General features: G+C 43.9%; 13 protein-coding genes and 1 tRNA gene. 6 read left to right on the top strand and 8 right to left on the bottom strand.

The features are described from left to right. Nucleotides 1–174 precede the first annotated feature (174 nt). Genes R7V76_RS10985 through R7V76_RS10975 form a run of 3 tightly spaced genes read right to left on the bottom strand, consistent with a single transcriptional unit; the run spans nt 175 to nt 2,127 of the window. Entirely contained in the window at nt 175–660 is a 486-nt protein-coding gene (locus R7V76_RS10985) for a dihydrofolate reductase (protein WP_318092522.1), read from the bottom strand. Then, nucleotides 657–1,451: a thymidylate synthase gene (locus R7V76_RS10980; RefSeq protein WP_290828620.1), complete on the bottom strand. Its 795-nt coding sequence runs from the start codon at nt 1,449–1,451 to the stop codon at nt 657–659. Before R7V76_RS10980 ends, R7V76_RS10985 begins: the two co-directional genes overlap by 4 nt. A 58-nt stretch (nt 1,452–1,509) precedes the next feature. Then, nucleotides 1,510–2,127 (bottom strand): hypothetical protein, encoded by a 618-nt coding sequence (locus R7V76_RS10975; protein ID WP_318092521.1) that lies wholly within the window; start codon nt 2,125–2,127, stop codon nt 1,510–1,512. Between the two features lie 210 nt (nt 2,128–2,337). On the opposite strand from R7V76_RS10975, the gene R7V76_RS10970 reads away from it, so the two are divergent. Continuing rightward, nucleotides 2,338–4,011, top strand: a complete 1,674-nt coding sequence (locus tag R7V76_RS10970) for a glycoside hydrolase family 13 protein (protein ID WP_318092520.1) — start codon at nt 2,338–2,340, stop codon at nt 4,009–4,011. A gap of 128 nt (nt 4,012–4,139) precedes the next feature. On the opposite strand, the gene R7V76_RS10965 is transcribed toward R7V76_RS10970, so the two are convergent. The 3 genes from R7V76_RS10965 to R7V76_RS10955 all read right to left on the bottom strand — a co-directional run bounded on the left by R7V76_RS10965 (nt 4,140) and on the right by R7V76_RS10955 (nt 5,851). Then, a complete protein-coding gene (locus tag R7V76_RS10965) occupies nt 4,140–4,496 on the bottom strand; it encodes a PilZ domain-containing protein (protein ID WP_318092519.1) in 357 nt (118 codons plus the stop codon). An 81-nt stretch (nt 4,497–4,577) separates the two neighbouring features. Further along, nucleotides 4,578–5,276, bottom strand: coding sequence for a queuosine precursor transporter (locus tag R7V76_RS10960; RefSeq protein WP_290828612.1), 699 nt, complete (start codon nt 5,274–5,276; stop codon nt 4,578–4,580). Between the two features lie 95 nt (nt 5,277–5,371). Then, entirely contained in the window at nt 5,372–5,851 is a 480-nt protein-coding gene (locus R7V76_RS10955; protein WP_290828610.1) for a GNAT family N-acetyltransferase, read from the bottom strand. A gap of 215 nt (nt 5,852–6,066) precedes the next feature. Between R7V76_RS10955 and R7V76_RS10950 the strand changes: the two genes are divergently transcribed. Together R7V76_RS10950 and R7V76_RS10945 are read left to right on the top strand one after the other, a co-directional pair. Next, the gene (locus R7V76_RS10950) at nt 6,067–6,381 is read left to right on the top strand and encodes a hypothetical protein (RefSeq protein ID WP_012370605.1); all 315 of its coding nucleotides are present in this window, start codon (nt 6,067–6,069) and stop codon (nt 6,379–6,381) included. A gap of 57 nt (nt 6,382–6,438) precedes the next feature. After that, nucleotides 6,439–7,221: a class I SAM-dependent methyltransferase gene (locus R7V76_RS10945; RefSeq protein ID WP_440137046.1), complete on the top strand. Its 783-nt coding sequence runs from the start codon at nt 6,439–6,441 to the stop codon at nt 7,219–7,221. Nucleotides 7,222–7,275: 54 nt separating this feature from the next. On the opposite strand, the gene putP is transcribed toward R7V76_RS10945, so the two are convergent. Together putP and R7V76_RS10935 are read right to left on the bottom strand one after the other, a co-directional pair. Next, nucleotides 7,276–8,748 (bottom strand): sodium/proline symporter PutP, encoded by a 1,473-nt coding sequence (putP, locus tag R7V76_RS10940; RefSeq protein WP_318092517.1) that lies wholly within the window; start codon nt 8,746–8,748, stop codon nt 7,276–7,278. Nucleotides 8,749–9,086: 338 nt separating this feature from the next. Then, nucleotides 9,087–10,253: a MalY/PatB family protein gene (locus R7V76_RS10935; protein ID WP_318092516.1), complete on the bottom strand. Its 1,167-nt coding sequence runs from the start codon at nt 10,251–10,253 to the stop codon at nt 9,087–9,089. A gap of 161 nt (nt 10,254–10,414) precedes the next feature. Between R7V76_RS10935 and R7V76_RS10930 the strand changes: the two genes are divergently transcribed. The 3 genes from R7V76_RS10930 (at nt 10,415) to R7V76_RS10920 (ending at nt 11,773) form a co-directional block, all read left to right on the top strand. Next, on the top strand, nt 10,415–10,612 hold the full coding sequence (locus tag R7V76_RS10930; RefSeq protein ID WP_012370601.1) for a hypothetical protein: 198 nt from the start codon (nt 10,415–10,417) through the stop codon (nt 10,610–10,612). Between the two features lie 112 nt (nt 10,613–10,724). Continuing rightward, nucleotides 10,725–10,795: transfer RNA gene (locus tag R7V76_RS10925), tRNA-Thr, on the top strand. Between the two features lie 93 nt (nt 10,796–10,888). Next, nucleotides 10,889–11,773 (top strand): helix-turn-helix domain-containing protein, encoded by an 885-nt coding sequence (locus tag R7V76_RS10920; protein ID WP_318092515.1) that lies wholly within the window; start codon nt 10,889–10,891, stop codon nt 11,771–11,773. The last annotated feature ends 19 nt before the right edge of the window (nt 11,774–11,792 follow it).

Raw genomic sequence — 11,792 nt, 5'->3', positions numbered from 1 at the left:
CATTTCACTTCGCTTGAATATACGTTTTTGCCCATGCAAAAACACCTCCGATGCTAGTACTTTTTAAAAGTGTACCACTCCGAAGGTGTTTTATATTGTCTCAAAATTTTAGGTTAGCCCATGACTTCTTGGAAGTCGGGATGCTTTTTGCTTGAAACGTCAATCGAATGATGTTTATTCAGGAACACGATCAAATTGCTTAATCGTAAAAGCTTCTGCATGTTGCGTATCCACAGGGTGGTATGTCTCGGAGGAACAAACGAAATGATCGGGAAGAATGGGATAGTAAACATCCCCTTCGATGTAGGCATCGATTTCCGTCGCATAAATCCGCTCGATAAGAGGCAAGGTCTGCTGGAACAATTCGCCGCCGCCAATTAAAAAGACTTCCTCGTCCGACTCCACGTAGTCCGCCAGTCTGTCTAAGTCATGCCAAATGGTGATGCCTTCCGCATGAAAGTCCGGATCACGTGTGACGACGATATTCTCGCGTCCCGGTAATGGCCGTCCGATTGACAGGAAGGTTTTTCGACCCATGATGACCGGTTTACCGTAAGTTGTTTTCTTGAAATGGGCTAAATCAGCCGGCAAGTGCCAAGGCATTTCGTTATCCCGTCCAATGACCCGGTTTTTTGTATAGGCAACGATATGCGAAATCATACGGCGACGACTCCTTTAATGTGCGGATCAGGGTCATAGCCTTCGATGATGATATCGTCAAACGTAAAGTCTTCAATGCGCTCGACTTCACGGGCAAATCGAATCGTCGGCAAAGGTTTCGGATTCCGGCTCAACTGGAGATTCACTTGATCCAGATGGTTTGAATAAATATGGGCATCTCCTAAAGTATGAACAAAATCGCCGACTTCAAGTTTACAGACATGAGCAATCATGTGCGTCAACAAAGCATAGGAAGCAATATTGAACGGGACTCCGAGGAAGACGTCCGCCGACCGCTGATAGAGCTGACAAGACAGTTTTCCGTCTGCTACGTAAAACTGGAACAACAGATGGCAAGGCGGTAAGGCCATCTCCTCCAGTTGTCCGGGATTCCAGGCACTGACAATCAAACGACGGGAGTCCGGATTGACTTTGATCTGTTCAATCACATCTGCTAATTGATCGACGGTCGTTCCATCCGGTTTTGGGAAAGAACGCCACTGGGCACCGTAAACCGGTCCGAGATTACCGTCTTCGTCCGCCCACTCGTTCCAAATGCGGACACCGTTCTCTTGTAAATAAGAGATGTTCGTTTCACCGGAGATAAACCAGATTAATTCATGAATGATCGATTTCATATGTAACTTTTTTGTCGTTACCATCGGAAAACCATCCTGTAACGGGAACCGCATTTGATGACCAAAAATACTGATGGTTCCGGTTCCCGTCCGATCTTCTTTTTTTACGCCGTTCGTTAAAATTTCCTGACAAAGTTGATGATACTGTTTCATGAATAATGTCCCCCTATGAAAGCTATCTTCCTATTGTAGCCGAATCCGTTCGGTCGAATCAACCGTTGGAGGAAGTCGGAAGATGACGTCGGAACAGATAACTGAACAGTCCGAACAACGGCACGAGGTCCCGCCAACCGAGCCGAGTATTCTCGCGCGCCCGAATACGGTGTAACATAAACAACTGTAAAATATAAAACATCACCAAATCGACGGTCATCGTCCGAACGAATTGATTTGTCATAAAATAAACTCCGAAAATGCTCCAGTCAGAACGTGCCAAAGCCAACCAGATGATGATTGCCGACAGAACGGCTAACACGGCGACGACATAAGGGATGAACTTCCGGCGCCGAAACGGTAAAAACGTTTGACGGGGAATTGCCAGGGCGAGATACGGCATCAGGATAAAAGAACCTAATGCGAATGCGCCGAAACTGGCCAACATCGGTGAAGGTTTCAAGAAGCGTTTTTCATCCAAGAAGAGCATGAAAAAGGCTGCAGGATAGATCCCGAGTAATGTAAATAAACTGAGTGCAGACGTATCAAATTGGCTTTGGTCGAATCGTAAAAAGGACAGGAGAAAACCGGACGGGAAAACTCTGTTATTCCCGAACAACAGTATAAAGATGATGGCGACAGCCCAGACAAGAAATAATAAATAACGACGATACATGTTGGTACGCCTCCTCTCTTAAATCATTTTCCTCAAACGGAAAAATTCAAACGTGAAACGCTAGGTCCAGTATACCTGATTCCGTACAAGGGAATCTTCTTGTCCTGATTACAAGATTCGTGATACGCTAACGATGAAATAAATGGAAGCGCTTTTATTAAATGCGCAATCGATTGCGCAAATTGTTCACAAGAGGAGTCGATCAATCACATGGAACGTAAATGGTGGCATGACAGTGTGGTCTATCAAATTTATCCGCGGAGTTTCAATGATTCAAACGGAGATGGGATCGGGGATCTCGTTGGCATCATCGAAAAACTGGATTACTTAAAAGAACTTGGAATTGATGTCATCTGGCTGAGTCCGGTCTATGACTCACCAAATGACGACAACGGATATGATATTCGGGATTATGAAGCCATCATGAACGAATTCGGGACGATGGCGGACTTTGATCGTCTGCTCGATCAGGCGCATGAGCGAGGGATTAAAATCGTGATGGATCTGGTCGTCAACCACTCGTCGGACGAGCACGCCTGGTTTGCAGAGTCACGAAAGAGCAAGGACAATCCATACCGGGACTATTACATTTGGAGAAGCGCCAATGAAGACGGGACGCTCCCGAACAACTGGGGCTCGATTTTTTCCGGACCGGCTTGGGAACTGGATGAGACGACAAACGAATATTACTTGCACCTGTTTTCTAAAAAGCAACCTGATCTGAACTGGGAAAACGAAAAGTTGCGTCAAGAAGTCTATCAAATGATTACGCGCTGGTTGGATCGCGGGATCGACGGCTTCCGGATGGACGTCATCAACTTAATCTCGAAGACACCCGGTCTTCCGGATGCGACGGTTCCTCCCGGTGCTCTATACGGGGACGGCGGACAACATTATATTAACGGACCAAGAATTCATGAGTTTTTAAAAGAAATGAATGATGCTTCTTTCGGTAATTATGATGTCTTGACGGTTGGTGAAATGCCGGGGGCGACGACTGACGACGCCATTCTTTATACAGATCCGGAACGCAAAGAAGTCAACATGGTCTTTACGTTTGAACATATGGACTTGGATTCCGGTCCGGGTGGGAAATGGGATGTAAAACCCTTTGATCTTCAGAAACTGAAAGAAAACTTTACGAAATGGCAAGTCGCCTTACACGAAAAAGGGTGGAACTCGCTGTACTGGAATAATCACGACCAGCCACGCGTTGTCAGCCGATTCGGAAATGATACGGCGTATCGCGTCGAATCCGCTAAAATGTTAGCGACCCTGCTGCACTTGTTAAAAGGAACTCCCTACATTTATCAAGGGGAAGAAATCGGCATGACGAACGTGGCCTTTGAATCGATTGAGGACTATGAGGATATCGAAATCCGTAATATGTGGAAAGAACGGACCGAACAAGGGGCTTCACCGGCAGAGTTATTACGTGCTGTCCATGTGAAGGGACGGGACAATGCCCGGACACCAATTCAATGGGATGCGACGGAGCATGCTGGATTTACGACGGGTACACCCTGGTTAAAAGTTAATCCGAACTATCCGACCATTAATGTTGAACAGGCTTTGGCCAATCCGGATTCCATCTTCTATTATTACAAACAGCTGATTGCGTTACGTCATCAGCACGATGTAATCGTATATGGTGAATATGCCTTGATTTTAGAAGAGGAAACGGACATCTATGCGTACACAAGAACGTATGAAAATGAAACATGGTACATTTACTGCTCATTCAGTCAGGAAGAAGTAACAGTTCCACTGTCTCACGATACTTCTGATCCGGTTATTGGAAATTACAATGAATCACCGGCAGGATCAAAAGAAGAGTTGGTCCTTCGACCGTATGAAGCAATCGTCTATCGGACGACACGATAAAATCAGAAAAACAATTAAAAATAAGGGTGGCGGACATGATATCCGTCACCCTTATTTTTAATTGTTGAAGTCCGTTTCTTCTCAAAAAAAGAACGTATCCTTCTTGTTCTAAGTAAAACACGAGTCATTCAAGACGTCGTTTTGACGAATTGTTTGATCGTATCGATAATCTGTTGTTGATCCTCTTTCGTCGTTTCGAGCCGGATACCGTACAAACGCTGGTCATCAAACCATTTTTCATGTAAGATCCGTCCGTTCAGCTTCAAAGGTTCGAGACCGGGTAAAAGAGAAAATTCAACGACGATTGACATCGAACGATCAATCGGCAGTTTCAGCGGTGTTGCAATCGCCATGCCACTCGGGGAGAGATTATGAATTTTCATCGATCCGACCGGTGTCCGCCGTCCCTCTTTGACAAGATAGAATTCACCGGAAACCGGTTGATCAAACTGATACCGGAACGATTCATTGCGTTTGATTTTCAAATGAACACCTCCTGACTTCCATTATCCGTTAAAAGAGAACAATCTTCTAGCGAAATGTTGAAAATCAGGAAGGTGATTGCATTATGCGGCCAAATCTTTCGAAGGAGCCGTCGGATGAATCCGTTTGGCAATATACATGAAAGGAGTCGCGACCCAGGCAATGACGAATTTAGCGAGATAAGTGGTGATGAAAATCTGCCACCAGATATCAAATGGTAAGCTGTGAAAGGCGATTGCACAAAACGTTAATGTATCAATCAATTGACTGAGGACAGTCGAACCGGTTGTACGTAACCAAAGTTTCTTTTCACCCGTCTTCTGACGGATTTTTGAATAGATAAAAACATCAAACAATTGTGAGACAAGGTAGGCGGACAGGCTGCCGAGCGCAATCCAAGGAAGCAACCCGAATAGAAGATTCAATGAATTTGACATGTCTTTTGCGAGTGTGTCATTAAGCGGCGTATACAGTAAACTGTATTGCATCAATAACGTTGTCGTAATCAATGAGAAAAAGCCCATATAAACGCCTTGACGCGCGACTTTCTTCCCGTACTTTTCATTTAAGATGTCGGTCGCCAAGTAACAGCTTCCGTATACGACGTTACCTAATGTGAAAATATAAGAATAAAGTTCGACTTGTTGTGTGACTTGGATATTGGCAATGATCGTTGCGATGGCAATCCACATCATCAGACCGGTTTTGCCAAACAGACGATAACTGAGTAATAATAATCCCATCGTAATTAAGATGGAAGGAAACCATAACCATTCGTTCATGTGAGAACTCCTTTCTGAATCATACAAACCAAAATTTTACGCTGTTTTTAGTTTGATGTCAAAAAAAACCGACGCCTGATTGCGTCGGTCGAATTTCAAGGGCGTTGCAGGGAATAACGTTTACGGCGACCCTTGCTGAAGTAATCATCCTGTTTGACGAATCCGTTCGTCTTCAAAATCTTAGAAGCGATCTCTTGATGGGGAGAGGTCGGCAGGATACGGGCACGCACTTCGTAAAGAGCCAGTACGTTCGACTGCTCGAGTGCTTGCTGCACCGCCTTTGTTCCAAAACCTTGTCTACTGTACGGATCGAATACCATCAAATCAAGTTGGAAATAATGCCCCATCTTTAATAAGAGTACGCGACCGACCAGCTGTTCGTCGACGAGAATATCAAAGTAGAAGTCTTCGGCATAACTGTGTTCAACAGAATCGAAGGCCCGTTCGGTTCCTAGCTCATGATCGTATCCTTGAATTTCCTGACGAGATAATCCGTAAGCCTGTTCGCCGTACTTTAAAAAATGTTCGAATTCAGTCTGATCTACATGACGTAGTGTTCGACGTTTTAAATCCATGACGGTGTCCTCCTCTGATCGCATTTCACTCTGCTCATTTATTATAGCGACTTGAGGAAACAAATTGCAAAAGATAGCCGGAAGGAATCACGCACGTGTAAGGAAACGGGAAGAGGGAAAAAGCAAGTTGTAAACGGATTGTGATTGTTTCATTTCGTGATGAATATGGTAAAGTAATGATGTAGACATCTGTATGCTGGAAGGGGTTGGAAAATGTGTTCACAGAACGCGATGGAATCAAATTACGCTTAGAACAAATCGAACGCTTATATTCTGATTTGAATCGGGAAGCGAAACAATTGACGGAGCGGTTACGCCAACTTGACGAACAAGGTGACGAAGTCCGTCACGATCTTGCCTTGAATAAAGAAGATCGCGATCATTTGAAATCAAGTATTGACGAGACGTTGCAGGCATTATTACAACGGACGACTGTCGATGCTAAAGTCGAACAAGAAAAACAAGAAGATTTGATTTCTAAAAAAGCACTCATCGAAGACATCGAAGGGTTATTGAAGAAAAAGAAATAAGCTGGCGCAGGCTAGCTTATTTTTTTCTGGGAGTGAAACGGATTGGATAAACAAAAAGTGATCTTGACGACATGCTTAAGACCGACAGAAGATATGAAGATCAGACGGCAACAACTTTTTGAAACAGAACAAAATATCGACTTTGCTGTCGTAGAACGAAAAAAACTGAGTCTGCTGGCACTTCACGAGCAACATCAGCTGCCCGTTCTTGTCGTGGATAAAAACCGGTTGGAGTACTATCCGGCAGGAACGGACAGTTCCTTTTTCTTTCATCCGTCCAGTGCGGTTTTTCGGATCAAACAATTCGACCGCGACGGTCACGACCCCTTGATTGCGATTGCCCGATTGCAAGAGGGGATGACAGTGCTTGATTGTACGTTAGGTTTAGGAGCAGACGCAATTGTCATGAGTCATGCGGTCGGCCGGTCAGGTCAAGTCACCGGTATAGAGAGTAATCCGGTCACGGCACTGATCGTCCGGGAAGGATTACAGCAGTGGATTGAAGGATATTCGCCAATCGTTGAGGCGATGCGTCGGATTAACGTTCAACTGACGGAACACTCCACATATCTTAAACAATGCGCGAGTAAGTCGGTGGATGTGATTTATTTTGATCCTATGTTTGAAAAAACGGTTTCGGAATCAACACATCTAGACGGATTGCGGCAATTGGCAAACTATGAACCGTTGACAGAACACGTGTTAGCTGAAGCGAAGCGTGTCGCGCGACAAAGAATCGTCTTAAAAGCTCATTTTGAGAGTGATCTCTTTGAACGGTACGGATTTGAGCGTACAAAACGAAAGTCGTCCAAGCTGCACTATGGTGTTCTTGAATTATGACGGCAACAAACCCCTCTGAGTCAGACTCAAAGGGGTTTTATCTGTTGCTTCAAATTATTCGATGGCTTCTTTTAATTCTTCTTCCATATCGTCAAATGTATCTTGAACCGATTCAACCGGTTGCTTCGTCAAGAGGCTGACAACGACAGTAAAGAGTAAGCTAGTAAAGAAACCAGGTACCATTTCGTATAATGTATCACTGAGTCCGAGCTGGACCCAGGCAATAACCGTAATAGCACCGGATAACATACCGGCAAGTGCTCCTTGTTTCGTCATCCGTTTCCAATAGAGCGAAAGCAGGATGATTGGACCAAAGGCCGAACCAAAACCGGCCCATGCATAACCGACGAGTGATAAAATCGTAGCTGACGGGTTCCAGGCTAATACGGAACCGATGACAGCGATGACTAGGACAGCAATGCGTCCTGTTAAGACTAACTGTTTATCCGTCGCTTTTTTGTTTAAGAACGTTTTATAAAAATCTTCTGTTAAGGCACTTGATGTGACGAGTAACTGGGACGAAATCGTCGACATGATCGCAGCAAGAATTGCTGCCATCAGGAACCCTGTGATATACGGGTGGAACAGAACGTCAGAGAAGCGGATAAAGACTGTCTCCGGATCACCAAGCCCGTTGCCTTGTCCTTCAAAATAAGCGATCCCGACAAGTCCTGTCATCATGGCACCGATGATTGAGACAAACATCCAACTGATTCCGATACGACGTGCGTTTTTCAAATCTTTAACTGAACGAATGGCCATAAAACGAACAATGATGTGCGGTTGTCCGAAGTAACCAAGTCCCCATGCGAGGAATCCGATGATTCCGAGGAATGTCGTTCCTTTTAATGGGTCAAACAAAGTAGGGTCTAAGTTTTCAGCATAGCTGTAGGCTCCGTCAATCCCGCCTACATCTGTCAACGCGACAATCGGTACAAGGACAAGCGCGATGAACATGATACAACCCTGGACGAAGTCGGTCCAACTGACTGCGAGAAAACCGCCAAACAATGTGTAGGCGACAACGACCGCAATCGTCAAGAGCATACCATAATGATAATCAAAGCCGAATGAGCTTTGGAATAACTTTCCGCCGGATACAATACCAGCTGATGTGTAGAACGTGAAGAAAACGATAATGACGACTGCTGAAACCGTCCGTAAGACACGTGATGTATCTTTGAAACGATTTTCCAAGAAGTCGGGAATCGTAATCGAGTCGTTCGCCATTTCCGTGTAGAGACGAAAACGCGGCGCTAAAATCAGGTAGTTCACGTAACATCCAATCAGTAATCCTAAAGCAAGCCATAAAGCAGATACGCCAGTAGCATACATGGCACCGGGTAATCCCATCAACATCCAACCACTCATGTCGGATGCTCCGGCGGATAGAGCTGTGACACCGGGTCCTAAGTCCCGACCACCTAACATATAATCTTCCGTGTTTGTCGTTCGCTTGTAGGCAATGTAGCCGATAGCAAGCATCATGACCAGATACAAGCTGATAGAAATCCATTCTTGCGTCATAACAATAAATCCTCCAATTTAAACTTTTTTTGCGCTGTTCATCTCTTCGTCAAAATAAGCACAATCGATTTGTTCCCCACGTTACAAGGTCTAAAACAACAAAGCAAGTCTTCACAATGTCGTTAAAAGCGGCGTCAGCCCTCGTCTATCAAGGGATTGGGACGGTTTTCGTCCCTGTTGAAGTTTAAATTTTCTGAATTTTGTCTTGTGAACGTAACACGAAAGAAAAACCACTGAAATCTATAACGTTATTAAAAACGGTATGATTAAAAGTTTATTTGCACAAAAAAACGATTCAAGTAACGTGAAAGTTACTTGAATCGCGGGTTTCATCACTCTTAATCCGTAAAGACAATCGCTTCATAAGCCGTTCGAAGACGATTGAGTGCCTCGTCCAATTGACTGCGCGGGCATCCGAAGTTCAATCGCTCAAAGGCTGAAGCATTTTTTCCGAATGGTTGTCCGTGCGTCAAGGCGAGACCAGCCTGTTCCACTAACCAGTCCGCCCGTTCTTTTGAATCAAACGGAAGTGCACGGCAGTCGATCCAAAGCAGGAAGGTCGCGTCCGGTACAACGACAGTGAGACGTGGCATTTCTGTTTGAATTCGCTCGACGGCATGATTTCGGTTTTCCTCAAGATAAAGCAGCAACTCCCGTAACCACGCTTCACTGTCGGGATCAGTATAAGCAGCAATGATAGCTGTTGCTGCAAAAGCATTCGGATGGACAAAATTCGCCTGTTGTACCTGCTCGATTTTGAGCCGCAAGTCGGCATTCGGTACAATCAGATATGACGCATACAGCCCCGGGATATTAAATGTTTTAGAAGGGGCACTGACTAATATCACCTGATCATAATCAAAGGCAATGATCGGGTGATGAGTCGCTTCGGAAAACAGCAGGTCAGCGTGGATTTCATCCGATAACACATAGACGCCGTATTGTTTAGCGAGTGCAACTAACCGTTGCAATTCATCGTAATGGAATACACGGCCGGTCGGATTATGCGGATTACATAAAATTAGCATGCGGGCGGTTTTCATTTGTTGTTCCAACATGGAAAAGTCGATTTCATACCGATCATTTTGCAAGCGGAGCGGATTTTCAATTAAACGTCGTCCGTTTGCTTCAATGACATGATGGAAAGGCGGATAGACCGGAGTCTGGATGATGATTTCGTCGTTTTCTTCGGTCAAGGCCAATACACTGTGCGCGAGGGCGGGCACAACACCGTTTGAATAAAGAATCGTCGCCGGATCAATCGATTGATTGTAACGTTTTTCAAACCAATGTTGAATCGCGTGTTTTGCTTCTTCTTCGAACAAGGAATATCCGAAATTGCCGCTTGCGGCCCGTCTAGTCAAGGCTTTCGTAATGGAGTCGGCAGGACGGACATCCATATCCGCAACCCACATCGGAATCAGTTCATCCGATCCGAACAACTGTTTCAAACCATCCCATTTGACGGAACCGGTTTGTCTTTTTTTCAAAATTTCATCGAACATATGCTCCTTCATTCTGATCAGTCCTTTCTATAAAAAAGTTACCATAACTTCACAGTACCGAATGCCTCTTATTTCGGCAAGCTGGAAAAATAGAGGTTTTAAAAAATGAGCGCATGGGAAAACTCAATATCGTACACAAAAAAAAGGACGGGGTGGATTTTATGTTACATTCAAAAGTGTTAGTAGGACGATCACCAGAAGAACTCGAAGAACGACTTAACCAATTCTTTGAGGAAAACGGTGTCGGTTCAAATTCAATCATCACACTCAAATTCTCGACATTCGTCGCATCGAAAGCGGATGAACATTATTCTGTGTTGATTGTTTTTGATAACTCATTAACTAAAACAGTCCTTTAATGAATCGTTAAAACGGTTAGGGGAAAGTTTTCCTCTAACCGCTTTTTTTCTATATTTGTGAAAATGTTGAATTTCATATTGGCTTACGTTATACTAATATTAGAAAAAACAGGCTTCCGTAGGTTAATGGCAGACCTCAGCAATGGTAATGCTGCAGTGCGAGTTCGATTCTCGCCGGAAGCATCAAAATAAACAGGTCTTCCGTCACAAGTCAATCACTTGAACGGGAGGCCTGTTTTTTTTCCAGAACAGGAACAGATTGTGAAGGAGACATCCATGAATCAATTAAATGTTTCGATTGGTAACGAAATCAAACGGATCCGGCAAGAGCGGAATTGGACACAATCCGAACTGTGTCAGGGAATTTGCAGTCAGGCAGAAATCAGTAAAATCGAGAATGGCCGCAACTCACCCACGGTTGATCTGTTGCAACAAATTGCAGAACGATTTCATATTCCGGTCTCTTCCTTTTTTATCAATGAAGAGAAAAAAACAAATTTTCGAGTACGCGATCAAGAAATAATCCATCTCACACGTCTGAATCAATATGCTGAAATATTTAAACGCATTGATCGGTATCTGACGGAAGAAATGGACAAAGAGATCATCATTTTATTGCGTTATCATAAATTGATTATTGAAGAACAAACGAGCATCATCGATTATCGAACGTGTATCTCACAACTTTTGAACATTTCAGCAGAGGAAAATTTGATTGAAGAGTCATTCCTGCTGTATTTAAGAATTCAAATGTCGATTGCGATTTTATATACGAATTACGGCGAGTACCGCCATGCGGATTCTATTTACTCCCTACTGTTTGAGATTGAATATGATACGATCGAATACAAGAAAGTAAAATTAAAAATTGTATACAACTACATCCGGAACTTGATCAAACAAAAGGAATTTTCTCTGATTTTAAAAGAAACAGAGGCAGCTATTAATGAAAGTAATCAGTTGAAGGACACAAGTTTTTTGGGACACTTTTACTATCAGCAGGGATACGCATTAGAGCAGTTAAACAGTCCTTCAGAGCGGATTCAGGAGGCCTATACACTTGCCTATGGTATCTTCTTGGCAACCGAAAATACTTCATTCGCAACCATTTTAGAAGATCATTTATCAGATACGATGTATTTTTCATTAAAATCAAACTAAAGAACTGTTATGCGACAAT

The sequence above is a fragment of the Exiguobacterium artemiae genome (assembly GCF_033342815.1).
Taxonomy (GTDB): Bacteria; Bacillota; Bacilli; order Exiguobacteriales; family Exiguobacteriaceae; genus Exiguobacterium_A; species Exiguobacterium_A artemiae_A.
Note: the sequence above shows the minus strand (reverse complement) of the source record. Positions and strands in the feature narration are given on the sequence as shown.